22 protein-coding genes are annotated in these 23,949 nt (G+C 60.8%); 17 read left to right on the top strand and 5 right to left on the bottom strand.

What is annotated here, in order from left to right:
* The first annotated feature begins 76 nt into the window (after positions 1–76).
* From AC1D2N_RS12755 to AC1D2N_RS12770, 4 genes are read left to right on the top strand one after another with little or no spacing between them, the layout of a single operon-like run.
* Positions 77–991: an ABC transporter permease gene (locus tag AC1D2N_RS12755; RefSeq protein ID WP_018245649.1), complete on the top strand. Its 915-nt coding sequence runs from the start codon at positions 77–79 to the stop codon at positions 989–991.
* Between the two features lie 3 nt (positions 992–994).
* Positions 995–1,921, top strand: a complete 927-nt coding sequence (locus AC1D2N_RS12760; protein WP_018245650.1) for an ABC transporter permease — start codon at positions 995–997, stop codon at positions 1,919–1,921.
* Entirely contained in the window at positions 1,914–3,548 is a 1,635-nt protein-coding gene (locus AC1D2N_RS12765) for an ABC transporter ATP-binding protein (protein WP_018245651.1), read from the top strand. The genes AC1D2N_RS12760 and AC1D2N_RS12765 overlap by 8 nt, the downstream gene beginning before the upstream one ends.
* On the top strand, positions 3,545–4,492 hold the full coding sequence (locus AC1D2N_RS12770) for a 2-hydroxyacid dehydrogenase (RefSeq protein WP_018245652.1): 948 nt from the start codon (positions 3,545–3,547) through the stop codon (positions 4,490–4,492). Before AC1D2N_RS12765 ends, AC1D2N_RS12770 begins: the two co-directional genes overlap by 4 nt.
* 27 nt (positions 4,493–4,519) lie before the next feature.
* Here the strand turns inward: AC1D2N_RS12770 and AC1D2N_RS12775 are convergent, their stop codons facing one another.
* A complete protein-coding gene (locus AC1D2N_RS12775) occupies positions 4,520–5,239 on the bottom strand; it encodes a GntR family transcriptional regulator (protein WP_018245653.1) in 720 nt (239 codons plus the stop codon).
* Positions 5,240–5,382: 143 nt separating this feature from the next.
* Here AC1D2N_RS12775 and araD point away from each other — a divergent pair, with 143 nt between their 5' ends.
* The 13 genes from araD to AC1D2N_RS12840 all read left to right on the top strand — a co-directional run bounded on the left by araD (position 5,383) and on the right by AC1D2N_RS12840 (position 20,982).
* Positions 5,383–7,119, top strand: a complete 1,737-nt coding sequence (araD, locus tag AC1D2N_RS12780) for an L-arabinonate dehydratase (protein ID WP_018245654.1) — start codon at positions 5,383–5,385, stop codon at positions 7,117–7,119.
* A gap of 9 nt (positions 7,120–7,128) precedes the next feature.
* On the top strand, positions 7,129–8,319 hold the full coding sequence (locus AC1D2N_RS12785) for an L-talarate/galactarate dehydratase (RefSeq protein ID WP_018245655.1): 1,191 nt from the start codon (positions 7,129–7,131) through the stop codon (positions 8,317–8,319).
* 22 nt (positions 8,320–8,341) lie between these two features.
* Complete coding sequence (locus tag AC1D2N_RS12790; protein WP_018245656.1) at positions 8,342–9,052, top strand: ribonuclease activity regulator RraA; 711 nt, start codon at positions 8,342–8,344, stop codon at positions 9,050–9,052.
* Between the two features lie 179 nt (positions 9,053–9,231).
* Positions 9,232–10,749 carry an aldehyde dehydrogenase (NADP(+)) gene (locus tag AC1D2N_RS12795; protein WP_018245657.1) on the top strand — a complete coding sequence of 506 codons (1,518 nt, stop codon included), beginning with the start codon at positions 9,232–9,234 and terminating at the stop codon, positions 10,747–10,749.
* 17 nt (positions 10,750–10,766) lie between these two features.
* Entirely contained in the window at positions 10,767–11,672 is a 906-nt protein-coding gene (locus tag AC1D2N_RS12800) for a 5-dehydro-4-deoxyglucarate dehydratase (RefSeq protein ID WP_018245658.1), read from the top strand.
* 186 nt (positions 11,673–11,858) lie between these two features.
* On the top strand, positions 11,859–13,379 hold the full coding sequence (locus AC1D2N_RS12805) for an ABC transporter substrate-binding protein (RefSeq protein WP_018245659.1): 1,521 nt from the start codon (positions 11,859–11,861) through the stop codon (positions 13,377–13,379).
* Positions 13,380–13,456: 77 nt separating this feature from the next.
* Entirely contained in the window at positions 13,457–14,518 is a 1,062-nt protein-coding gene (locus tag AC1D2N_RS12810) for an Ldh family oxidoreductase (RefSeq protein ID WP_018245660.1), read from the top strand.
* Positions 14,519–14,600: 82 nt separating this feature from the next.
* Positions 14,601–15,329, top strand: coding sequence for a FadR/GntR family transcriptional regulator (locus AC1D2N_RS12815; RefSeq protein ID WP_018245661.1), 729 nt, complete (start codon positions 14,601–14,603; stop codon positions 15,327–15,329).
* 21 nt (positions 15,330–15,350) lie between these two features.
* Positions 15,351–16,337, top strand: coding sequence for a D-erythronate dehydrogenase (gene denD, locus AC1D2N_RS12820; RefSeq protein ID WP_018245662.1), 987 nt, complete (start codon positions 15,351–15,353; stop codon positions 16,335–16,337).
* Positions 16,338–16,504: 167 nt separating this feature from the next.
* Positions 16,505–17,572 carry an ABC transporter ATP-binding protein gene (locus tag AC1D2N_RS12825; protein ID WP_018245663.1) on the top strand — a complete coding sequence of 356 codons (1,068 nt, stop codon included), beginning with the start codon at positions 16,505–16,507 and terminating at the stop codon, positions 17,570–17,572.
* Between the two features lie 148 nt (positions 17,573–17,720).
* Positions 17,721–19,025 carry an ABC transporter substrate-binding protein gene (locus AC1D2N_RS12830; protein ID WP_018245664.1) on the top strand — a complete coding sequence of 435 codons (1,305 nt, stop codon included), beginning with the start codon at positions 17,721–17,723 and terminating at the stop codon, positions 19,023–19,025.
* Between the two features lie 84 nt (positions 19,026–19,109).
* Entirely contained in the window at positions 19,110–20,042 is a 933-nt protein-coding gene (locus AC1D2N_RS12835) for a carbohydrate ABC transporter permease (RefSeq protein WP_003550789.1), read from the top strand.
* Between the two features lie 40 nt (positions 20,043–20,082).
* Positions 20,083–20,982 carry a carbohydrate ABC transporter permease gene (locus AC1D2N_RS12840; protein ID WP_477981382.1) on the top strand — a complete coding sequence of 300 codons (900 nt, stop codon included), beginning with the start codon at positions 20,083–20,085 and terminating at the stop codon, positions 20,980–20,982.
* A 72-nt stretch (positions 20,983–21,054) separates the two neighbouring features.
* On the opposite strand, the gene AC1D2N_RS12845 is transcribed toward AC1D2N_RS12840, so the two are convergent.
* The 4 genes from AC1D2N_RS12845 to derI all read right to left on the bottom strand — a co-directional run bounded on the left by AC1D2N_RS12845 (position 21,055) and on the right by derI (position 23,944).
* Positions 21,055–21,450, bottom strand: a complete 396-nt coding sequence (locus AC1D2N_RS12845; RefSeq protein ID WP_032981510.1) for a hypothetical protein — start codon at positions 21,448–21,450, stop codon at positions 21,055–21,057.
* Positions 21,451–21,675: 225 nt separating this feature from the next.
* Complete coding sequence (locus tag AC1D2N_RS12850) at positions 21,676–21,909, bottom strand: BrnA antitoxin family protein (protein ID WP_018245667.1); 234 nt, start codon at positions 21,907–21,909, stop codon at positions 21,676–21,678.
* Between the two features lie 241 nt (positions 21,910–22,150).
* On the bottom strand, positions 22,151–23,209 hold the full coding sequence (ligD, locus tag AC1D2N_RS12855; RefSeq protein ID WP_477981392.1) for a non-homologous end-joining DNA ligase: 1,059 nt from the start codon (positions 23,207–23,209) through the stop codon (positions 22,151–22,153).
* A 279-nt stretch (positions 23,210–23,488) separates the two neighbouring features.
* Positions 23,489–23,944: a D-erythrulose-4-phosphate isomerase gene (gene derI, locus AC1D2N_RS12860; RefSeq protein WP_003562478.1), complete on the bottom strand. Its 456-nt coding sequence runs from the start codon at positions 23,942–23,944 to the stop codon at positions 23,489–23,491.
* Positions 23,945–23,949: the final 5 nt, after the last annotated feature.

The raw sequence follows: 23,949 nt of genomic DNA on the forward strand, positions 1-23,949 counted from the left end.
AGGGCATGACAGGTGGCTTCGGCACAGACGAAGACGAGACATCACGGCCCCTATGGGTTCACTCGGGAGGAGTGGTATGAAGAGTTTCATCGGCAAACGCGCGATCGCCAGTGGCGTATCGCTCGTGGTGCTTATCGTCATCGTGTTCTTCCTCTCCCGGCTGACGGGCGATCCCACCGACCTCTATCTGCCGATCGACGCGACCACGGAAATGCGCCAGCAATTCCGTGAGATGAACGGTTTCAACGATCCGTTGATCATGCAGTTCGGTCGTTATGTCTCGGATCTTGCACAAGGTAATTTCGGTCAGTCGCTGCGACAGGCCCGTCCTGCCATGGATGTCGTGCTGGAGGCCTTCGTCTGGACCTTCTGGCTGGCTGTCATCACCATGGTGCTGGTCACGATCGCCGCGATCGTCATTGGGTCACTTGCGGCGTTTCGCGTCGGCGGCATCTTCGACCGTCTTGCCACCTTCTTCTCGTTGATCGGCGCTGCGGCGCCGGATTTCTGGCTGGCCATCGTGGCGATCGTCATTTTCGCCGTCAAACTGCATGTCCTGCCGACATCAGGAACGGGAACTATCTGGCACTGGATCCTGCCGGTCAGCGTCCTGTTCATCCGGCCCTTCGGCCTGATCCTGCAGGTGGTCCGCGGCTCGATGATCAGTGTTCTGTCTTCCGCCTATGTGAAGACGGCCCGCGCCAAGGGGGTCCGCTCGAACTCAATCATCTTCATTCACGGACTGCGCAACGCCATGCTGCCGGTGATCACAGTCATCGGCGACCAGGCGGCCGCCATCTTGAACGGTGCGGTTGTCGTCGAGACGGTGTTTGGCTTTCCCGGCATCGGCAAACTGATGATCGATTCCATCCTGCTTCGCGATTTCGCCGTCGTGCTGGCCGTCATCATGGTCTCGGCGCTGGCGATCTTCATCATGAACCTGTTGATCGATATCGCCTATGCGCTGCTCGATCCGCGTATCCGGTATTGAGCGATGACAATGACCGACACACAAATCCTCGCCGAGAAAAAAACAAGCGGCCCGATCGGGCGTTGGCTGACGATGCTGTGGGCGGACAAGCTCGCTTTCTTCGCGGCCCTGTTCCTTTTGATCGTTCTGCTCTGTGCGCTGTTTGGCCCGTTGCTGCTGGAGGCCATCGCCACCAAGCAGAACCTGCGGGGCCGAAATGCGCCGCCGTTCGATATCACCCGCGGATTGCTTTATGTCCTCGGCGCCGATGCGCTGGGCAGGCCGCTTCTTGCCCGTGTCATCGTGGCGGCGCAAAACACCATCCTGGTTGCCGCCGCAGCCGTGCTTGCCTCATCTGTCGTCGGTACGGCGCTCGGTCTGGTCGCAGGTTACAGCCGCTCTTCCGCGGCTCAATGGATCATGCGCCTCGGCGACGTCATCATGTCCTTTCCGTCACTGCTTCTGGCGGTGATCGTGCTCTACATGCTCGAGCCCTCGGTCACCAATATCGTCCTCGTCCTGGCGATCACCCGCATTCCCATCTATCTGCGCACCACGCGTGCCGAGGTGCTGGAAGTGCGCGAGCGGATGTTCGTGCAGGCGGCGAAGGTCATGGGAGCATCGTATTGGCGCATTGTCTTCCATCACATCCTGCCAGTGATCTTCCCCACGCTGGTGACTATCGCGACGCTGGATTTCGCCTTCGTCATGCTGGCGGAATCCTCCCTGTCATTCCTGGGGATCGGCATTCAGGCGCCGGAGATCACCTGGGGTCTCATGGTTGCGCAAGGACGACCCTATCTCACCAATGCCTGGTGGCTTTCCTTCTGGCCGGGTCTTGCAATCATCCTGACGACGCTGTCGCTGAACCTTCTGTCGAATTGGCTGCGCATCGCACTCGATCCGACGCAACGCTGGCGCCTTGAAATGAGGGGCAGGAAAAATGGCTGAACATCTTTTGGAAGTGCGTGACCTCTCGGTCGAGTTCCACACCGTCAGCGGGACCGTCAAGGCGGTGCAGGATGTCAGCTGGCATCTCGATCGCGGTGAGACGCTGGCGATCCTCGGGGAAAGCGGTTCGGGCAAGTCCGTGTCGGCCTCGGCGATCATGAACCTGATCGACATGCCACCCGGCAAGATCACCAGCGGCACGATCCTCCTCAACGGGCGCGACATGCTGGAAATGACGCCTGAGGAGCGGCGCTCGATCAACGGCGCCAAGATCGCCATGATCTTTCAGGACCCGCTCGCCCATCTCAACCCGGTCTATCCGGTCGGCTGGCAAATCACCGAGATGATGACGACGCATGGTCAGTCGGCGGAGCGTGCCGGTGCAAGGGCGCTCGAATTGATCGGGCGCGTCGGCATAACCGACCCGCAAGCGGCGATGCGAAAATATCCGTTCCAGTTCTCCGGCGGACAGCGGCAGCGCCTGATGATCGCCATGGCAATCGCCTGCAAGCCCGATATCCTGATCGCGGATGAACCCACCACCGCGCTTGATGTTACGGTGCAGGCGCAGGTGCTCGAACTTCTGCAGGAATTGCAGCAGGAAACCGGCATGGGCCTGTTGCTGATCACCCACGATTTGGGCGTCGTTGCCGAGATCGCCGACCGGGTCGTGGTGATGAATTCCGGCTGCGTCGTCGAAACCGGCAATGCGGCCGAAGTCTATCGCAATCCTCAGAACGCTTATACGAAGAAACTGATAGCCGCAGCACCCGGGAAAGGTGCGATGGCGCAAGAGCGTGACCGGCAGGGCGAACCGCTGCTGCGCGCCATCGGCTTGAAAAAGAGTTTTGGCGCATTCCAGGCGCTGAAGGGCGTGGACTTCGTCATCATGCCCGGCGAGACGGTTGCCGTTGTCGGTGAGAGCGGATCCGGTAAGTCAACTCTTGCCCGGGCGATCGTTCGCCTCGATGATCCGCAGGAGGGCCAGGTCGTCTACCGCGGCAACGATCTGCTTGCGATGACCCCTCGAGAAATATTCGGGCTGCGTCGCGATTTGCAGATGGTCTTCCAGGACCCGACCCAGTCACTGAACCCGCGGATGAGCGTGTTCCGGTTGATTTCGGAGGCCTGGGTCATTCACCCGGATATCCTGCCGAAAGCAAGATGGAAGGAGAAAGTGGCCGAGTTGCTGGTCAAGGTTGGCCTGAAACCGGATATGGCCGATCGGTATCCACACCAGTTTTCCGGCGGCCAGCGCCAGCGCATCGCGATTGCCCGGGCGCTGGCGATGGAGCCGAAACTGATCATCTGCGACGAGGCGGTTTCGGCGCTCGACGTGTCGATCCAGGCGCAGGTGATTGCCTTGCTTGAGGGCCTGCGTCGCGAATTCGGCCTGTCCTACCTCTTCATCGCACACGACCTGCCGGTGGTTCGTGATTTCGCCGATCGTGTCATCGTCATGAAGGCCGGCGAGATTGTCGAGGAGGGTCCGGTGGAACAGATCTTCAACGCGCCCTCCCACCCCTACACGCAGGCGCTTCTTGCCGCGAGCCTCGATCCCGATCCGGAGGTTCAGGCCAGCCGACGCGCCGCCCGCCACATACAGGAAGGACTCGTTTCCGCATGAAGCCCGATGTCATCGTCGCCTATCCGCTCCGGCCCCATCAGATGGCGATGCTGGAAGAGACCTACACGCTGCACCGGCTGGATCTTGTCAAAGGCGAAGAGCGGGATGCTCTCCTGCGGAAAGCCGGCCCGATCTCTTCCGCGCTGGTCTGCAACGGCCATGTGACAATCGACGAAGCCCTGCTTTCGAAATTGCCGGCATTAAGGCTCGCCGCCTGTTCCTCGGCTGGCTACGACCAGATGGATGTCGAGGCGATGACACGGCGCGGCATCAAGCTCACCAACACATCCGAGGTGCTGTGCGACGACGTTGCCGACATGGCACTGCTTCTGATGCTGGCGGCACGCCGGCGCCTGCCGGAAGGCGATCGCTATGTGCGCTCCGGCGACTGGGCGCATAAGGGCATGATGCCGCTGACGACATCGACCTCGGGCAAGAAGGCCGGGATCGTCGGCCTCGGCCGCATAGGGATGGCGATTGCCAAGCGATGCGAAGCTGTCGGGCTGATGGTCGGCTATTATGGGAGGACGAAGAAGGCCGGCAACGATTTTGCCTATTTCGACGCGCCGGTAAAACTGGCCGACTGGGCCGATATCCTGATCGTCGCAACCCCCGGCGGCCCCTCGACCGAAGGACTGATATCGGCGGACGTGCTCAATGCGCTCGGACCGACTGGCAGCTTCATCAACATTGCCCGGGGCACCGTGGTCGACGAGCCAGCCTTGATCAAGGCCTTGCAGGAAAAGCGGATCGCGTCGGCCGGCATCGATGTCTACCTCAACGAACCCAATCCCGATCCGCGCTTTGCAGCGCTCGACAACGTTGTGCTCTATCCCCACCATGCCAGCGGTACCGAGGAAACGCGCGACAGGATGGCGCAATTGACGGTCGACAACCTTGCCGCCTTTTTCGCAGGCAGGCCGCTGCTGACGCCGGTCAATTGACGCCGGCAAAACCCGCGGCGCGGCAGATCACACGAAATAGTCCGGGAACTCCTTCCGCATGTCTTCCACTTTTGCGACGGTGCGGCTGAGATGCTCGCGGATCGCATCGACCGCGCCCTGTTCGTCGCGAGCGGCGATCGCATCGATGATGGCGTGGTGCCCATCGAGAATGCTCGCGATCTTGCCCTTTTCGGGCAGATGCAGACGACGAATGCGCTCGAGATGGCCGGACCGCTCACGTATCAATTGGTGGAGGCTGCTGCGCTTGGCGCCTGCGAACAACGTCTGGTGAAAGAGTTCGTCGAGCTCCTGGAAGATCGCGATCTGATCGGCGTCGTCAGCGACTGCCGACTGCATCTTGATGATCGACCGGGCGCGCGTGATGACGCTCGGATCTGGATCCGGATCGGTTGCGAGGCGGCGGCAAACCTCCGTTTCCAGCGCCACGCGAAGGAAATGTGCCTCGTAAATTTGCAGGACGTCGATCCTGGTCACCACAGTGCGGGATTGCGGGTAAATACGAACCAGACCCTCCTGTTTGAGAAGCTGCAATGCGTCCCTGATGGGAGTCTGGCTGACTTCATAAGTCTCCGTAAGCTCGGTGCGCGACAACGTGGTGTCTGGCGGTAGCTGAATGGTGATGATGCGCTTTCGCAGATCATCATAGACCCGCTGGACCGTGCTGCCGGCCACGACCGGAAAACCGGGTGCAGTCAGGCCGAATGTGGAGGCGAACTGGGAATTCATGGTGAGGCATCCTTTTCAGTCCATTCATAGCTTTGCACGACCTAATGCACAAGAACGCAAACTTTCCATTGATATATATGTCAAACTAAAATATCAGTTGGTGAAAGCGCTGAGGTAAACAAGCGAAAAGGTGGGAGAGAGCCGTGACCGCAAGGAAAACCTACGAGCAATTGCGGTCGGCCCGATGGATGCTGCCGGATGATCAGCGCTCGTTCGGCCACCGGTCCCGGACCATGCAGATGGGTTACGCACCGGAGGACTGGCAGGGAAAACCGATCATTGCCGTGATCAACACCTGGTCCGATGCCCAGCCGTGCCACATGCATTTCCGTGAACGCGCCGAATGGGTGAAGCGCGGAATTCTTCAGTCGGGTGGGTTCCCCATGGAACTGCCTGCTCTTTCCCTTTCCGAAAACTTCGTCAAGCCGACGACGATGCTCTACCGCAATATGCTGGCGATGGAGACCGAGGAGCTGCTGCGCAGCCATCCTGTCGATGGCGCCGTTCTGATGGGTGGCTGCGACAAGACGACACCCGGCCTTGTCATGGGCGCAGTCAGCATGGGCATTCCCTTCATTTATCTGCCCGCCGGCCCAATGCTTCGCGGCAACTATGCCGGCAAGACGCTGGGCTCCGGCACCGACGGCTTCAAATACTGGGATGAGCGGCGCGCCGGCACAATCACCCAGGAGGAGTGGCAGGGCATCGAAGGCGGAATCGCCCGCAGCTATGGCCATTGCATGACCATGGGCACGGCGTCGACGATGACGGCGATCGCAGAGGCTATGGGGTTGACGCTGCCGGGCGCATCCTCGATCCCGGCAGCCGACGCCAACCACCAGCGCATGTCGGCGGCCTGTGGCCGCCGCATCGTCGATATGGTGTGGGAGGATCTGACGCCGGATCAGATCATCACTCCGGCGGCCGTCGACAATGCCGTCACGGTTGCTATGGCGACCGGCTGCTCCACCAATGCCATCATTCACCTGATCGCCATGGCGCGGCGCGCCGGCGTCCCGTTGGAGCTCGACGATCTCGATCGCATCGGTCGCACGACGCCGGTTCTCGCCAACATCCGGCCTTCTGGTTCGACCTACCTGATGGAGGATTTCTTTTATGCGGGTGGCCTGCGCGCCTTGATGAAGCAGCTTGGCGACAGGCTGGATCCAACCGCGATTACCGTGACGGGAAAACCCTTGGTGGATGGTCTCGACCAGGTGAAGATCTACAATGACGACGTTATCCGGCCATTGTCGAACCCGGTCTATCACGAAGGTTCGCTGGCCGTGCTCAAGGGGAACCTGTGTCCCGACGGCGCAGTTATCAAACCAGCGGCCTGCGACCCGAAATTCCATCGCCATTGCGGCCCGGCGCTGGTCGCCGACAGTTATGCGGAGATGAAGAAGATCATCGATGATCCCGACTATCCGCTGACGCCGGACACGGTTCTCGTTCTACGCAATGCCGGCCCGCAGGGTGGACCGGGCATGCCGGAATGGGGCATGATCCCGATGCCGAAGGCGCTGTTGAAGCTCGGCCTGCGCGACATGGTACGCATCTCGGACGCCCGCATGTCCGGAACCAGTTTTGGCGCCTGCGTGCTGCATGTCGCACCGGAATCTTATGTTGGCGGGCCTCTGGCACTGCTGAAAACGGGGGACATGGTCGAGCTCGATATTCCGGCACGCAGTCTGAATATGCTGGTTTCCGAAGAAGAAATGACAGCGCGGCGGGTCGCCTGGGTGGCGCCGACGCGGCATTACGAGCGCGGTTACGGCTTTATGTTCTCCAGCCATATCGAGCAGGCAGACAAAGGCTGCGACTTTGATTTCCTGACGACGGAATTCGGCGGCAAGACGCCGGAACCGGCTATCAACTGAGGCACCACGATGTTTGATCCCAATCGACGCACGATCCCCGCACAGCCGCCCAAGGCTGGCTTCGCTGCCGGTCCGTCCAAGCTGGACGCTATCCGATCGGTCACCCTGTCGCTCGTTTACCTGCCGTTGGCGCGGCCGATCAGCGATGCCAAGGTTTTGACGGGCCGGCAGAAGCCGCTGACCCAGGTGGCTTTTCTGTTTTGCGAGATCGTCTCCGAGGTTGGCCATAGTGGGCTTGGTTTCAGTTATTCGAAGCGGGCAGGCGGACCTGCCCTTTATGCACATGCCTGCGAGCTTGCCGACAACTTGATTGGCGAAGACCCCAACGATACCGCGCGCATCTGGGACAAGCTCTGCTGGGCCGGGGCCTCGGTCGGCCGCTCCGGCATTGCAACCCAGGCAATCGCCGCCATCGACATCTGCCTCTGGGACCTGAAGGCGAAACGCGCCGGCCTGCCGCTTGCAAAACTGCTTGGCGCCCATCGCGACAGTGTTGCCTGCTACAACACTTCCGGTGGCTTCCTGTCATCAAGCGTCGAGGAAATCCGCGATGCCATCGACCGTTCGATCGCCGCCGGTATCGGCGGCATCAAGATCAAGGTCGGACAGCCGGACCCGATGATCGACCTTCGCCGGCTTGATGCCGTGACCAGCCATATCGATGGCCGTGTTCCGCTGATGGTCGATGCAAATCAGCAATGGGACCGCACGACGGCCTTGCGCTTCGGCCGGATGGTGGAGCCGCTCAATCTTGAATGGATCGAAGAGCCGCTCGATGCCTATGATGCCGAGGGCCATGCGGCACTGGCACGCGAACTCGCCACGCCGATCGCCACCGGCGAAATGCTGGCAAGCGCCGACGAGCACATGACGCTGATCCGGGCCGATGCCGTCGACTTCATTCAGCCGGATGCGCCGCGGGTGGGCGGCATCACGCCCTTTTTGCGCATCTGCACGCACGCCGAGGCGAAACGTATGCGCCTGGCGCCGCATTTCGCCATGGAAATCCATCTGCACCTGGCCGCCGCCTATGCGCATGAGCCGTGGGTAGAGCATTTCGATTGGCTGGCGCCACTGTTTAACGAACAACTCGATATCAAGGACGGTCGGATGATCGTGCCGGCCCGTCCGGGGCTTGGTTGCAGCCTGACGGGCAAAACCCGTGACTGGACCGTGGAAACCCGCGGCTTCGGCGTCTGAACGAGAACGAGGAGAAGGAAATATGAACCCCGCAACCCGTGAAAAACTGATGGGTGTCTCCGTCGCGACGCTTTGTTCGGCGCTGTTCAAGCGCGGCCTGAGAAACCAGACGGTCCAGGATGTTCGGCCGGTGCAGCCGAAGGGCCGCAATATGGTGGGACCGGCCTTCACGCTGCGTTACATGCCGGCGCGCGAAGACCGCAACGCGATGAACGTCTTTCGGAACCCGAAACATCCGCAACGGCTTGCCATCGAGACTTGCCCGGAAGGCTCTGTTCTGGTGATGGACAGCCGCAAGGATCCGCGCGCAGCCTCTGCCGGCGACATCCTGATTACCCGCCTGATGATGCGCGGCGGCGCCGGCGTCGTCACCGATGGCGGCTTCCGGGACGCCATGACGATCGGCGGCCTTGATATTCCCGCCTATCACAATCGTCCCTCCAGCCCGACGAACCTCACGCTCCACGAGGCAATCGACATTAATGTGCCGATAGGCTGTGGGGATGTTGCGGTCTTCCCGGGCGACATCATGGTTGGCGACGACGACAGTGTGATCGTCATCCCTGCCGAGATCGCCGACGAGATCGCCGATGAAGCGGTCGAGATGACCGCTTACGAGGATTTCGTCACCGAGCGCGTCAAGCAAGGCCACACGATCATTGGCCTCTACCCGGCCACCGACGAAAGCAATCTGACGCTCTTTGCCGAATGGCGGAAGGTGAATGGCCGCTAGAGCATGATGCCGAAAGGTGTGAGCGGTTTTCGGACGACATCATGCTCTAACTCTTTAATTTAGAACAGGATTCACGTTTTAGGCCGACTTGGCCTAAAATCATCCAGTTCTAAGGCGGCGCATCTTGAACAACACTTCACGCATCAGGACGGAGCGAGGCTCCGCCGAGGAGAATAACAATGAGCTGGACCCCTTCAGGCAGGCATTTCATCGCCGGCGAGTGGATCGCCGGAACGACGACATTTCGCTCCGAGCCGGCGCATGGGCAGGCACATGACTTTGCTGTTGGCACAACGGAACTGGTCGACCGCGCCTGCCGCGCTGCCGAAGCTGCTTTTGCAGCATTTTCGGCAACGACACGCGAGGAACGCGCCATCTTCCTTGAGGCAATCGCCGAGGAGATCGACAAGCGCGGCGAGGCCGTCACCCTCATCGGAACGCAGGAAACCGGGCTTCCAGAGGGCCGGCTCAACGGCGAACGCGCTCGCACCACCGGCCAACTCAGACTGTTTGCCGACCATATCCGCAAGGGCGCGCATCTTGACGCCCGCGTCGATGCGGCCCAACCCGATCGGCAACCGGCGCCGCGGCCCGAGATCCGTCTGGTACAACGGCCGATCGGGCCGGTCGCCGTATTCGGCGCCTCGAATTTTCCGCTTGCATTCTCGACGGCCGGCGGTGATACGGCGGCCGCGCTTGCGGCGGGCTGCCCGGTCGTGGTGAAGGGACATTCAGCCCATCCCGGCACAGGTGAGATCATTGCCGAAGCGATTGCAGCCGCGATCGAGCGCACTGGAATGGCGGCCGGCGTCTTCAGCCTGATCCAGGGGGGCCGCCGTGATGTCGGAACGGCTCTGGTGACGCATCCGGCCATCAAAGCCGTTGGCTTTACCGGCTCGCTTGCCGGCGGTCGTGCGCTCTTCGACCTTTGCGCCCAGCGCCCTGAGCCGATCCCCTTTTTCGGGGAACTCGGCAGCGTTAATCCGATGTTCCTGCTGCCGGCCGCTACCGCTGCCCGGGCGGAGGCAATCGGTTCTGGCTGGGCCGGTTCACTGACGCTTGGTGCCGGCCAGTTCTGCACCAACCCTGGTATCGCCGTCGTCGTCGACGGGCCGGAGGCGGACAAGTTCACCCGTGCTGCCAAGTCGGCTCTTGAAAAGGTGGCACCGCAGACGATGCTGACCAAAGGCATCGCCACCGCCTATCACGAAGGTGTCGACCGGATGCGGGCAAGCAATGCGGTCGCGCCGGTTCTCACCGCAGAGAATGCCGGCCGCGACGCAGCGCCGAACCTGTTCGAGACCAACGGCTCGGCCTGGCTTGCCGATCACTCGCTCAGCGAAGAGGTGTTCGGCCCTCTCGGCCTTGTCGTGCGCGTCGGCTCGCCTGAAGAGATGGTCGCCCTTGCCGAAAGCTTTCAGGGACAGCTGACCGCGACGATCCACATGGACGACGCCGATCTTGACCTTGCCCGCGACCTGCTGCCGATCCTTGAAAGGAAGGCGGGCAGATTGCTGGTCAATGGCTTCCCAACCGGCGTCGAGGTTGTCGATTCCATGGTGCATGGCGGACCCTATCCGGCCTCGACCAATTTCGGCGCGACCAGCGTCGGGACCATGTCGATCCGCAGGTTTCTGCGCCCCGTCGCCTATCAGAATTTCCCCGCCGACCTATTGCCGCAAGACCTGCGCAACTGAAACCGAGGAGTATAAAATTGATCGCCCCGACGGAACTTCGCGAGATCATTCGCAACGGCCTGCTGTCCTTTCCCGTCACCCCTTTCGATGCCGAGGACCGGTTTGCCCCCAGGCCGTTTTCAGCGCATCTGGAATGGTTGTCATCCTACCCCGTTGCCGGCCTGATCGTTGCCGGCGGCACCGGTGAGCTGTTCTCGCTGACGCCAGGCGAAGTGGTTGAGGTGGTAAAGGCCGCCCGCGCCGTGTCCGGCGATGCGCCTGTTATTGCCGGATGCGGCTACGGCACGCGCATTGCCTGCGACATGGCTCGCGAGATCGAGGCAGCAGGTGGCGACGGCATTCTTCTGCTGCCGCATTACCTGACCGAGGCGCCGGCAGATGGCATTGCCGCGCGTGTACGAGCCGTTTGCAAGGCCACCAATATGGGCGTTATCGTCTATAATCGTGGCCAGGCGCGGGTTTCAGCCGAGCAGCTTGCTCAGCTTGCCGACGAATGCCCAAATCTGATCGGCTTCAAGGACGGTACCGGCGACATCGATACGGTGCGCCGTGTCACGATCGCGCTCGGGGACCGGCTTTCCTATATTGGCGGCATGCCGACACATGAACTGTTTGCCCAGGCCTATCGCGGAGCCGGCATGCCGACCTATTCCTCGGCGGTCTTCAATTTCGTGCCTGAAACGGCACTGAAATTTCACAAGGCATTCCTTGCCGGTGACGACGCGGCCTGTGAGCAGATGCTGCGCGATTTCTATTATCCCTTTGCCCGTATCCGCGATCGCAAGGCCGGTTATGCGGTTTCCGCGGTCAAGGCAGGCGTGCGTTTGCGCGGCTTCGAGGCGGGACCGGTGCGGGCGCCGCTGACGGATCTTACCGATGAGGAAGTCGAGATGATGCGCGAACTGATTGCTTCGGCAAGGTAAAATTTCGCATCCCAGCCACGGTTGAAGGCTCCGCGCTTCGGAGCGTCAGGGTTGAAGGCCGTCATTAACTAGTATATTAGTGCACTTGTGCTTTTGCGAAACTACTGAGGAGATAGATGCCGGGGCACCGGAAACGGGACGCAGTTCACTGTGAGGAGCGCCAAAGGCGCATGGGAGGAGAACGATATGAAGTTGCATTTGTTAGCTGCCTGCTTTTCAACAACGGTGCTCGCGCTGAGCACTGGCTCGGCTCACGCTGAGGATGCCAAGAGCAACGTCACTGTTGTGCTTGCCGAAACCGTCGATGTCGTCGAGCCCTGCATGGCAGCGCGCCAGGACGTCGGCCGGGTCATTTCTGAAAACGTCAACGAGATGCTGGTGGAATTCGACTACGTCAATGGCGGCCTCAAACCCCGCCTGGCGACGGAATGGTCGAAGATCGACGACGACACCTGGGAGTTCAAGCTGCGCCCGAATGTCAAATGGCACGATGGCAAGCCGTTCACCGCCAAAGATGTCCAGTTCACCATCGAGCGCAACAAGAACAAGAAGCTCAGCTGTGAGACCGGCGGCAAATATTTCGGCGGCACGGAGTTCAGCTTCGAGACGCCGGATGCCAACACGATCCGCATTACGACAAAGCCGGCGCAACCCATTCTTCCGCTTCTGATGACGGTGATGGGTGTGGAATCGGCCGAGGCGACACCAGCCGACGAATTCACCCGCAAGCCGATTGGCACCGGACCCTATACCTTCGACAAATGGGATATCGGCCAGTCGATCGTGCTGAAGCGCAATCCGGAATATTGGGGCGAGAAGCCGCAGGTTGAACAGGCGACCTATCTGTTCCGCTCCGACAGCGCCGTTGCTGCGGCCATGGTCGATGCCGGCGAAGCCGATATCGTTCCGGCCGTATCCGTACAGGATGCCACCAACAAGGAAACCGATTTCGCCTATCCGAATTCCGAAACGACATCGCTGCGCATCGATACGCGCGCAGCACCCCTTAACGATCGGCGCATCCGCGAAGCGATGAACCTCGCTATCGATCGTCAGGCGATGCTCGGAACGCTGTTTCCCGAACAGGCGAAGATAGCGACGCAGCTCGTCGTACCCACAACGATCGGCTACAATCCCGATATCCCCGCCTGGCCCTATGATTCCGAAAAAGCGAAAGCACTGGTCGAAGCGGCGAAAGCTGACGGCGTTCCGGTCGATCGCGAGATCCGCATCATCGGTCGCAACGGGCAATATCCAAACGCCACCGAAGCGATGGAAGCGATGATGGCAATGCTTCAGGAAGTCGGCTTGAATGTGAAGCTCGACATGTATGATGTTTCCGTGTGGAACGGCTACTTCGTTGCACCCTTTGTCGCCGATTCCGGACCGACGCTGACCCAGTCGCAGCACGATAATGCGACCGGCGATCCGGTCTTCACTGCATTCGTGAAATACGCGACCGACGGCTCCCACTCCATGGTCCGGGATCCCGCTGTCGACGCGCTGATCGCCAAGGCGACGTCTGCCACCGGCGACGAACGCACAAAGCTCTGGAAGGAGCTGTTCGCCAAAGTGAACACCGAGATCATCGCGGACATCCCGATGTTTCACATGGTGGGGTTCACCCGCGTCTCGCCGCGTCTCGACTTCAAGCCGACGATCGCGACGAATTCCGAACTGCAGCTGTCGCAGATCCGCTTCAAGTAAGCCGGTTCGCAGAATTTAGGCACGGGTCGCCCGAAAATAGCGGCCCGTGCTTTCCATGACATGACGGAGGGATAGCTATGCCCCTGATTGACCGCATTGCCCTGACCCAATTCGCCGAGCAGATATTGACCCGTGCGGGCATGGAGCCCGACAAGGCCGAAACGACTGCCGCCGTCCTGGTGGAGGGCGACATGATCGGCCACGAAACGCATGGTGTCAGCCTTCTGAACTGGTATGTCGAGGCGTTGGAAGACGGTTCGCTGGCGAAGTCGGGCAGCTATGAGGTGGTCAATGACCGCGGCGCGGCCTTTGTTTGGGACGGCAAATCCTTGCCTGGCGCATGGCTGCTGACCAAGGCGATCGACCAGGTCTGCGAACGCGTCGGCGATTATGGCGTCGTTACCGCCGCGATCCGCAACTGCCACCATACCTGCGCTCTTTCAGCCTTCATGCGGCAGGTGACCGAACGGGGCCTCATCGTGCAGCTGTCGGTGTCGCATCCCGCTGCAAGCCGCGTTGCGCCCTATGGCGGCACGAAGCCGCTCCTGACGCCCAACCCGATGGCTGCCGGTTTCCCGACATCCGCGGATCCGATCCTGATCGACGTCTCGGCCTCGATCACCACCACGACCATGACGCAAAACCTGGCCAAGGCCGGCAAGAAATTTCCGGAGGCTTGGGCCTTCACCGCCGCAGGCGAGCCGACCGATGATCCGCGCGAGGTGACCGAACGTGGTGGGACGATGATGCCTCTCGGCGGTCAGTTGAAGGGCCACAAGGGCTTTGGGCTCGGGCTGATCGTCGAATTGCTGGGGCAGGGGCTTTCAGGCAAGGGACGGGCGAACGCGCCGGCCGGTGTGTTTTCGCAAAGCGCCTTCCTTCAGGTCATTGACCCCGCCTTTTTCGCCGGGCTGGATGCCTTCACGGCGCAGTCTGACTTTCTCGCCTCTGCCTGTCGCAGCAATCCTCCGGCGCCCTGGAACAATGGCCCCGTTCGCATGCCGGGCGACAGTGCAGCAGGAAAGCGCCGCTTGGCGTTGGAACAGGGCGTGCCGGTCGGCGATGCACCTTGGCAGAAGCTTTGTAAACATGCCGAAATTCTCGGCTTGCCTATTCCCGACGTTACCGCATGCCCATGAAGCGTTGACAACCCTGGTCAGCTCAGGTCTACTGGTCCACTAACCGGACCAGTAGACCTGAGCGCGGGGGAGGGCAAAGGCAATGGATGTTCGAGCAATGCTCGAAGACGACGTTGCAGCGCTCGGTGGAGCGCCGAAGAAGTCGATGAAAGACTTCGTCGTCCAGAAGATTGCGACCTTCATTGCCACCGGCATCCTTAAAGTGGGCGATCCGCTGCCCAGCGAACGTGAACTCGCCTCCGCACTCTCGGTCAGCCGCGAGACCGTCCGGGGCGCGATCCTTATCCTTTCCACCCACGGCATTCTCTCGGTTGTGCACGGAACACGCACGGTGGTGGCATCAGAAGACGTCGGCGAACTGGCTGTCCAGGCTGCGCGGTATCGCGACATCGCGGCCTACAGTCTCGACAATGTTCATGAGGCGCGTCTTCTTATCGAAGCACAGGTCGTCAGGGCTGCCACGCTCAAGATGGAGCCTTCAACCCTTGATTATCTCCACAAGTCGATCGCAGCACAGGAAGCCGCCTGTGACGATCCTGTTCGTTTTTTGATATGTGACCGGGAATTTCACACCGCTATCTACCGCTCCAGCGGCAACGCGGTGCTGGCTGATATGGCCGCCGACCTCTATTCCTATCTTCTGAGCCACCGAAGGCGCGTTGTATCGCAGCCTGGCAGTATCGCCACCAGCATCGCCGATCACCAGATGATCCTCTCCGGCTTGGAGACGCGGGATCCGGATGCCGCAGCCGCTGCCTTCGCGGTCCACGAAACCCGTATTTATACGACGACCAAGCTGCTCTTTTCGTAGCTCGCAGGGAGGCGAAACACGATGCATATTCTCATTATCGGGGCGGGAGGAATGATCGGCCGGAAGCTTGCTGCCACACTGGGGCGCAGCGGCTCGCTCGGCGGCCATGCGATCACGCGCATGACGCTCGTCGATGTCACGGCGCCGCCGGTACCCGCCGGCGTCTCCGGGTCGGTGGAAGCACTGGCTGCCGACATTTCCGAAAGCGGTGCGGCGGAAGCCCTCGCGGCTCGCCGGGCCGATGTGATCTTCCATCTCGCCGCCATCGTTTCCGGCGAAGCCGAGCGCAATTTCGACCTCGGCTATCGGGTCAATCTCGATGGCACGCGAGCGCTGTTGGAAGCGATCCGTCGGGAAGGAACCCGCCAAGCCTATGTTCCCCGGTTCGTTTTCTCCTCATCGATCGCGGTCTATGGCTCGCCGTTTCCCGATCCCATTCCCGACGATTACGTGCTCGCACCTCTCACCAGCTACGGAGTCCAGAAGGCGATATCCGAGCTTCTGCTTGCCGACTATTCGCGGCGCGGCTTCATTGACGGCGTCGGAATTCGGTTGCCGACCATCGTCATCCGGCCTGGCGCACCGAATGCTGCCGCATCGGGCTTCTTTTCTGGAATCCTTCGTGAACCGCTCGCGGGCCAGCGGGCTGTTCTTCCGGTCGAAGAGACCGTCAAACACTGGCTGGCGAGCCCGCGTTCTGCCGTCAAATTCCTGATCCATGCTGCGACCCTCGACACATCGGCGCTGGGTGTTCGGCGCACGCTCACCATGCCGGGCGTTGCCGCCACCGTTGCCGACCAGATTGCCGCCTTGAGCCGCGCTGCTGGTCCCCAGGCGGCGGACTTGATTGATCGTCGCCGCGACGAGGTCATTGAAAAGATCGTTGACGGATGGCCGAAGTCCTTTGCGCCGGAACGCGCGACGCAACTGGGTTTCGTCGCCGAAACCACCGTCGACGAGTTGATTGAGGTCTACCTCGACGAAGACGCTCCGGGTGCGTCCGGATGAGATCAAACTGGGCTAACGCCGTTGCATGGGAGGAAAATCCCGACCGGGCAGGCCCACAGATGCGGGATTGAAGCGGCCGAGGGCCTAGAGGAGATGACGGCCGCGGCCAAGATATACGAAAATACAAATAGATAGCATGTAGCGCTCGATTTCTGGGAGGAGTGAGTATGGCAGGCGTTCAATTCGCGGATGTGCGGAAATCATTTGGGGCATTTCCGGTCATCAAAGGCGTGGATATCGACATTGCCGACGGGGAGTTCGTGATCCTGGTCGGCCCGTCGGGTTGTGGCAAATCCACTCTTCTGCGGATGCTGGCGGGACTTGAAAACATTTCCGGCGGTGAGATCAAGATCGGCGGGCGTGTCGTCAACACGCTGCCGCCCAAGGACCGCGACATCGCCATGGTGTTCCAGAACTATGCGCTCTATCCGCATATGACGGTGCAGCAGAACATGGGCTTCTCGCTAATGCTGAACAAGGCGCCGAAGGCGGAAGCCGAAAAGCGGGTGAAATATGCGGCCGGCATCCTGGGTCTCGACAAATTGCTCGACCGTTATCCGCGCCAGCTTTCCGGCGGCCAGCGCCAGCGTGTCGCCATGGGGCGGGCGATCGTGCGTGATCCGGAAGTCTTCCTGTTCGACGAACCGCTATCCAACCTCGATGCGAAGCTGCGCGTCGCCATGCGCGCCGAGATCAAGGAACTGCACCAGCGGCTGAAAACGACGACGGTCTACGTCACCCACGACCAGATCGAGGCCATGACCATGGCCGACAAGATCGTCGTCATGCATGACGGCGTCGTCGAGCAGATCGGCACGCCGCTCGAACTCTACGACAAACCCGCCAATCTCTTTGTTGGCGGTTTCATCGGCTCACCGGCGATGAACATGATCAAGGGCAGGCTCGACCCCGAAAACCCGACAAGTTTCAAGGCGCCTGACGGCACGGCGCTCCCAGTTTCCAATCCGCCGGCCGACGCCATGGGCCGCGACCTCGTCTACGGGCTTCGCCCGGAATACATCCTGCTCGATGCCAATGGCCTGGCCGGTGAAATCGTGGTGATCGAGCCGACCGGCTATGAGACGCATCTCATCCTCAGGCTCGGCGGCAGCGATCTCAGCTGTGTCTTCCGCGAACGCGTCAGCGCGCGACCAGGCGAGACCCTGCGCGTTGCGATCGACGCCGCACATGTTCATCTTTTCGATGCCGAGAGCGGCCGGAGATTGACCGACTGACGCCGTCCGGCGGCTGCGCGGGGGCGGAGGAGCCCCCGTCACCCGCCGGTCGGCTGCACCCTGGTCCAGGGATGCAAGGACCGTCGTTCACCAAGCGGGAGGTGAATGGCGGAGAGTTCGCCCCCGCTGTTTGAAGAGGAGGAATATCATGAGGATTAAGAGACGTGACTTTCTTGCCGCCTCGGCTGCCGTCGCCGGCGCCGCCGGCCTGGGCATTCGGCCATCCCTAGCGCAGGCCGAACCGACCTATACGCCAGAAAGCGGCGCCAGCCTTCGCCTGCTGCGCTGGACACCCTTCGTCAAGGGCGACGAGGAGGCCTGGCTTGCCAACACCAAGAAATTCACCGAAGCGACCGGCGTCGAGGTACGCATCGACAAGGAAAGCTGGGAAGATATCCGCCCGAAGGCGGCCGTTGCGGCCAATGTCGGCTCCGGCCCGGACCTCATCATGTGCTGGTTCGATGACGCCCACCAATATCCCGACAAGCTGGTCGACTTGACCGAGCTCGCCAACTATCTCGGCAACAAGTATGGCGGCTGGTATGACGGTGTGAAGGGCTATGCCGCGCGCGGCGACACCTTCATCGCCATGCCGCTGACCGCAATCGGCAATGCTGTGGTCTATCGCGACACTCACGTCAAGGCGGCCGGTTTCAGCGAGTTCCCGAAAGACACCGCAGGCTTCCTCGAGCTTTGCAAGGCGATGAAAGCCAAGGGCACGCCGGCCGGCTTCCCGCACGGCAAGGCCGTCGGCGACGGCAACAACTACGCCCATTGGCTGCTTTGGAGCCACAACGGCATGATGGTCGACGAAAGCGGCAAGGTGACGATCAACAGCCCGGAAACGCTGGCATCAATCAACTATGCCAAGGAGCTCTACGCGACCTTCATTCCGGGCACGGAAAGCTGGCAGGACGTCAACAACAACCGCGCCTTCCTCGCTGGCCAGGTCTCGCTGATCGCCAACGGCGTCTCGGTCTATTACACCGCCAAGAACGACCCGAAGCTCGCCGAGATCGCCAAGGACATCCGCACGACGAACTTCCCGATCGGTCCTGTCGGCAAGAGCGTCGAGCTTTGCCAGACGAGTTCGCTTCTTCTCTTCAAGCACACCAAATATCCGGAAGCGGCGAAGGCCTACATCAAGTTCATGATGGAAGCCGACCAGATGAATGCCTGGATCCAGGGCTCAAGCGCCTATTGCTGCCAGCCGCTCAAGGCTTTCGCCAAGAACCCGATCTGGACATCCGACCCGATCCACGCGCCTTATGCGCGCGCCTCGGAAAAGTTGCGTCCGAACGGCTATGCCGGCCCACTCGGTTATGCCTCGGCAGCGACCATGGCCGACTACGTTCTGGTCGACATGTATGCGGCGGCCGTCACCGGCCAGATGTCGCCCGAAGATGCGATGAAGGAAGCTGAACGCCGGGCAAACCGCTACTATCGCGTCTGAGCCACGCCTCAAAGCAAGCGGTGTGCCGGCCCTCGGCATGCCGCAAGTCCTCTGCGAGTTCAAACGCAATCTGGGAGATAGGCAATGTCGATGGTGAATTCGGAGGACAGGCGTGGGCCGATCTCTTCGCTCCTGCAGAACAACAATGTGCTCGGCTTCCTGTTCATGCTGCCGGCGGCCGTGTTCCTCGTCTGCTTTCTCACCTATCCGCTGGGGCTCGGCGTCTGGCTCGGCTTCACCGATACAAGGATCGGCCGCGACGGCATCTTCATCGGGCTGGAGAACTACCAGTTCCTGATGGACGACAGCGTCTTCTGGCTATCGGTCTTCAACACCATTCTCTATACCTCCGTCGCCTCGGTGCTGAAATTCGCGCTCGGCCTCTGGCTGGCGATGCTGCTCAACCAGCACCTGCCGTTCAAATCCTTCTTCCGGGCAATCGTGCTGCTTCCCTGGGTCGTGCCGACGGTGCTTTCGGCGCTGGCCTTCTGGTGGATCTATGATTCCCAATTTTCGATCATCTCCTGGTCGCTGATGCAGCTGGGGCTGATCAGCGGACCGATCAACTTCCTTGGCGATCCGATCAATGCGCGCATATCCGTCATCGTCGCCAATGTCTGGCGCGGCATTCCGTTCGTGGCGATCTCGCTGCTTGCCGGCCTGCAGACGATACCGGCGTCGCTGCAGGAGGCTGCTTCGCTCGACGGCGCCACGAGCTGGCAGCGTTTTCGCTATGTAACGTTGCCGATGCTGACGCCGATCATCGCCGTCGTGATGACCTTCTCGGTGCTCTTCACCTTTACGGATTTCCAGCTGATCTACGTGCTGACCAAGGGGGGACCCGTCAACGCGACGCATCTGATGGCGACGCTCTCCTTCCAGCGCGGCATTCCGGGCGGTCAGCTGGGCGAGGGTGCGGCCATCGCCGTCGCCATGGTGCCCTTCCTGCTCGGCGCGATCATGTTCAGCTTCTTCGGCCTGCAACGGCGCAAATGGCAGCAGGGCGGCCAGGATTAGGGCCACGGCTAGGGCCAAATTGGGGTTAGGGAGAGTGATGATGTCGATAAATTCAAACGCCGCCGATCAGGTCGTGACCGACAATGCCGAAGGCATGAGCTATCTGAACCGGCTGCCGCGGCGGATCGTTATGCTCTACCTGCCGATGGCCGTCTTCGTCTTCGTGCTGCTCTTCCCGTTCTACTGGATGGCGATCACCGCAGTGAAGCCGAACGAGCAGCTGACCGACTATAGCAATTACAGCCCCTTCTGGGTGGTCGGGCCAACGCTCGATCATATCAAATATCTGTTCTTCGAGACGTCCTATCCGGGCTGGCTGTGGAACACGATGCTGGTGGCGGTCTGCTCCACCTTTCTCTCGCTGGTAGCCTCGGTCTTCGGCGCCTATGCCATCGAGCGTGTGCGCTTCACCGGCTCGCGTTCAGTCGGCCTGGTGATCTTCCTTGCCTATCTCGTGCCGCCGTCGATCCTCTTCATCCCGCTTGCCTTCATTGTTTTCAAGCTCGGGATCTACGACTCGCGGCTGGCGCTGATCTTCACCTACCCGACCTTCCTCATTCCCTTCTGCACCTGGCTGCTGATGGGCTATTTTCGGTCGATCCCATTCGAGCTGGAGGAAAGCGCACTGGTGGATGGCGCCAATAGATGGCAGATTCTCACCAAGATTATCCTGCCGCTCGCGGTGCCAGGGCTGATCTCAGCCGGCATCTTCGCCTTCACGCTGTCCTGGAACGAATTCATCTATGCGCTGACTTTCATCCAGTCGTCGGAAAACAAAACCATTCCGGTCGGGGTGCTGACCGAATTGGTGCRCGGCGATGTCTTCGAATGGGGAGCACTGATGGCAGGTGCGCTGTTCGGCTCGCTCCCGGTGGTCATCCTCTACTCGTTCTTCGTGGACTACTACGTCTCATCGATGACCGGGGCGGTGAAGGAGTGAGAGCCTAGCGCGGGCACGCCCGGTAGGAACGATAGGCGTGTCCGCAGCTTAAATGGATCAGTGGCGTTCCCATCATGTATCGAAACCTCGTCTTGCCGAGATCGAATAATTGTAAATTGCCGCGTAACTCGTCGATACGAGCAGCGGAAATGCGATGGTCTTGAGTATTTCCGGTGTACCGGTCGCCGCATGGATCGCCACGAGAATGCTGGCTGAGCCGAGACAAGCAATGAGAGGCGGCGCCCAAAATCGTACCGATCCGACGAAGCGCTTTGAAAGCCAGTCGATCACAGATTTCAGGCAAAGTGTCAGGCAGGCGGATATCGCACCCTGCACAAGGCCGGCATAGAGCGGCAATGGCATGGCGTGCGCGCGATTGGCGAAAACCGCCCAGCTGCCCATTGCCAAAAAGGCGAAGAGAACATGGACAACGCCGCTGCGGAGAAGCCGGTGCAGTCCATTCGGCATCACAGCGACCACCCGTAGCGATGGATGGGCGCGGAGAAGACGAGGAAATCCAGCCTGTCGATCAACACGATCACCTTGCGAGCGCTCTAATGCCTGGCATGCGGAGTGCCTATCCGCGGCTCGAACAGTTGCCTAGGATTGGCGGCGAATTGCCTTAAAGCAATACATTAGGATAGATGAAGCCGGCCATGCATCGGCCGGCGGCGCGGCTCGGGTGCAACAGGGTCAGACCCTGTTCTTCATCGCGGCCCGCAATACATCATTGATCCGATCCTGCCAGCCAGGGCCATTTTCCTGGAAAAAGGCCAGCACATCGCTGTCGATCTTCAGCGAAACCAGCTCCTTGGTATTCGGCAACGCCGGCCGCTCGACAGCTTGTTCCAGCTTCTTCTTCGCGGGTTTGAACAGCGCTTCGGCGGCATCCATTGGATTGACAGGTCGGCGGGGCGGATTTGTCATCGTTGTCACTTTCTATTGCCTGTCGGAGCGACATATGAGCGGCATACGTGATGTCGGCTGCTTCGTCGACTATTTATCTTGTCTTACGAAACGGCGATTTAGCCGACCGGCTCGATCGCCAGCGTGCCGGCGGCAGAGACCGGTCGGCGACTTCGCAGAGACGACCGGATCCGTCGGCGATGATAGGCAGCGGTTAGGGTCGAATTCCCGCTCAAAGGGGAAAGCTGATAATCGTTTGTCCTCAACGGCCCAAGATGCCTTTCATGTCGAAAACAGCGGCATTGTCCTGAACCTCGCGCAGCCCCTTGTAGGAGGCATGGCGGAGATTGCCATCATCCGTCCAGCCGCGAAACTCGATTTCAGCGATCAGCGTTGGCTGCACGAAGACGAGGCGTTTGCCCTTCAGGGGAATGACCGGCCGGCTCGTCTTCAATCGGTCGAGCGTCTTTTTCAGCTCTTCAGCATCCCTGGCACTGAAACCTGTCCCGACCGACCCCAGGTAAACCCAGTCGAAGCCTTGTCTGCCGGCCAGCAGCAGACTGCCGATGCCACCACGGGCGGATGCCGACTGCTCATAGCCGACGATCATGAAGCTCTCGCTCTGGACGCATTTTATTTTCAGCCAGTCGCCCGTGCAGCCACTGCGGTAGGGGCGGTCGCGATGCTTGGCAACGATGCCTTCCAGATGACGATGGCAGGCGTGCTCGAGAAGGTCTTCGGCTGGCAGTTCTAGCTCTTCGGAAATGCGGATCGCCTGATCGCCGCCTTCCGGTATAAGGTCTTCAAGCAGGTGCCGGCGTACGTCAAGCTCGGTGCTAGTGAGATCGTGCCCGTCGAGATAGAGAAGGTCGAAGGCGACGAGGATCGACTCGGTTGACACCCGCTTGCCGCCCCGCCCGCCGAGCGAACGCTGCAGGGCGCCAAAATCCGACCGGCCCTGATCATCGAGCACAACCGCTTCGCCATCGAGGATGGCAGTGGTTACCCCAAGCTCTTTTGCTGCCGCGACAATAATGGGGAAACGGTGGGTCCAGTCATGCCCGCCGCGGGTGATCACCCGGACGCCCTTCGGCTCGATGTGGATTGCCAAGCGGTAGCCGTCCCACTTCACCTCGTAGAGCCAGTCCGGCCCCACAGGCACGGTCGGCTTCAGCAGCGCGAGGCAAGGCTCGACGCGCAGCGGCATTGGATCGAACGGCAGACTGGGTTGGTCAGGATCGCGCTTGCGGATCGGACGAGAGTGCAGCTTCGACTGTGACTCGCCAAGCAAGGGCAGTATTGGGCGGCGCGGGTGCTTCATGATCAGGTCTAACACCTCCCCGGGTGCCCTGCTCGGCTTTTTCATCTGCTTCTTCTTCGCGTCGATGGCAACAACGCGACTCAACCAAATCACGCGGCTGATTGTTCCGAGTCGAAACGAATCTCGATTCAAGGACTTAACGCGTCGATGCCTCCCGTATTCCAAGTCCCGAAATCGCTGCCGGATCTGGATTGGCCGAGCAATCGTCGCGTTGGTCGTCCCGGTAAGGCCTCAGTGACATCGAACGCGCTCCGGCCCGGCAATCACCCTCAGCATTCTTCAACGGGCGCTGTACTTCGCGTCGAGATCATCCATGGCCTTGACGTTACCGGCAGAGCGGCCGTTCTCGTCGAAGGTCTGGGCAAGAAACGCATCGGCGATCGACTTTGCCAGCTCGGTTCCGATGACGCGGGCTCCCATGGTGATGATCTGCGCATTGTTGGAAAGTGCTGCACGCTCGGCAGAATAGGTGTCGTGCGTCAGGGCGGCGCGGATACCCGGAACCTTGTTGGCCGAGATGCAGACGCCGATGCCGGTGCCGCAAACGAGGATCGCCTTGTCGTAGGTGCCGTCGATGACGCCTGAGGCGACGCGGTCCGAGAGGTTGGCGTAGAAAGGATCGGCACCGGCGCTCGTGCGCGAGACTTCGTACACGTCGAAACGGTCCTTCAGATGGTCGGCCAGAACCTTGGCGAGGCCTTCGCCGGCGCTGTCTCCTGCAATGGCAAGCTTCATTGTCT

The organism is Rhizobium sp. P1_B8 (assembly GCF_056406515.1).

What these genes read in the sequence shown, in the direction of transcription:
- AC1D2N_RS12755 (WP_018245649.1), top strand. Translation starts at nt 77, where the DNA reads ATGAAGAGTTTCATCGGCAAACGCGCGATCGCCAGTGGCGTATCGCTC.
- AC1D2N_RS12760 (WP_018245650.1), top strand. Translation starts at nt 995, where the DNA reads ATGACAATGACCGACACACAAATCCTCGCCGAGAAAAAAACAAGCGGC.
- AC1D2N_RS12765 (WP_018245651.1), top strand. Translation starts at nt 1,914, where the DNA reads ATGGCTGAACATCTTTTGGAAGTGCGTGACCTCTCGGTCGAGTTCCAC.
- AC1D2N_RS12770 (WP_018245652.1), top strand. Translation starts at nt 3,545, where the DNA reads ATGAAGCCCGATGTCATCGTCGCCTATCCGCTCCGGCCCCATCAGATG.
- AC1D2N_RS12775 (WP_018245653.1), bottom strand. Translation starts at nt 5,239, where the DNA reads ATGAATTCCCAGTTCGCCTCCACATTCGGCCTGACTGCACCCGGTTTT.
- AC1D2N_RS12785 (WP_018245655.1), top strand. Translation starts at nt 7,129, where the DNA reads ATGTTTGATCCCAATCGACGCACGATCCCCGCACAGCCGCCCAAGGCT.
- AC1D2N_RS12790 (WP_018245656.1), top strand. Translation starts at nt 8,342, where the DNA reads ATGAACCCCGCAACCCGTGAAAAACTGATGGGTGTCTCCGTCGCGACG.
- AC1D2N_RS12795 (WP_018245657.1), top strand. Translation starts at nt 9,232, where the DNA reads ATGAGCTGGACCCCTTCAGGCAGGCATTTCATCGCCGGCGAGTGGATC.
- AC1D2N_RS12805 (WP_018245659.1), top strand. Translation starts at nt 11,859, where the DNA reads ATGAAGTTGCATTTGTTAGCTGCCTGCTTTTCAACAACGGTGCTCGCG.
- AC1D2N_RS12810 (WP_018245660.1), top strand. Translation starts at nt 13,457, where the DNA reads ATGCCCCTGATTGACCGCATTGCCCTGACCCAATTCGCCGAGCAGATA.
- AC1D2N_RS12815 (WP_018245661.1), top strand. Translation starts at nt 14,601, where the DNA reads ATGGATGTTCGAGCAATGCTCGAAGACGACGTTGCAGCGCTCGGTGGA.
- denD (WP_018245662.1), top strand. Translation starts at nt 15,351, where the DNA reads ATGCATATTCTCATTATCGGGGCGGGAGGAATGATCGGCCGGAAGCTT.
- AC1D2N_RS12825 (WP_018245663.1), top strand. Translation starts at nt 16,505, where the DNA reads ATGGCAGGCGTTCAATTCGCGGATGTGCGGAAATCATTTGGGGCATTT.
- AC1D2N_RS12830 (WP_018245664.1), top strand. Translation starts at nt 17,721, where the DNA reads ATGAGGATTAAGAGACGTGACTTTCTTGCCGCCTCGGCTGCCGTCGCC.
- AC1D2N_RS12835 (WP_003550789.1), top strand. Translation starts at nt 19,110, where the DNA reads ATGTCGATGGTGAATTCGGAGGACAGGCGTGGGCCGATCTCTTCGCTC.
- AC1D2N_RS12845 (WP_032981510.1), bottom strand. Translation starts at nt 21,450, where the DNA reads ATGCCGAATGGACTGCACCGGCTTCTCCGCAGCGGCGTTGTCCATGTT.
- AC1D2N_RS12850 (WP_018245667.1), bottom strand. Translation starts at nt 21,909, where the DNA reads ATGACAAATCCGCCCCGCCGACCTGTCAATCCAATGGATGCCGCCGAA.
- ligD (WP_477981392.1), bottom strand. Translation starts at nt 23,209, where the DNA reads ATGAAGCACCCGCGCCGCCCAATACTGCCCTTGCTTGGCGAGTCACAG.
- derI (WP_003562478.1), bottom strand. Translation starts at nt 23,944, where the DNA reads ATGAAGCTTGCCATTGCAGGAGACAGCGCCGGCGAAGGCCTCGCCAAG.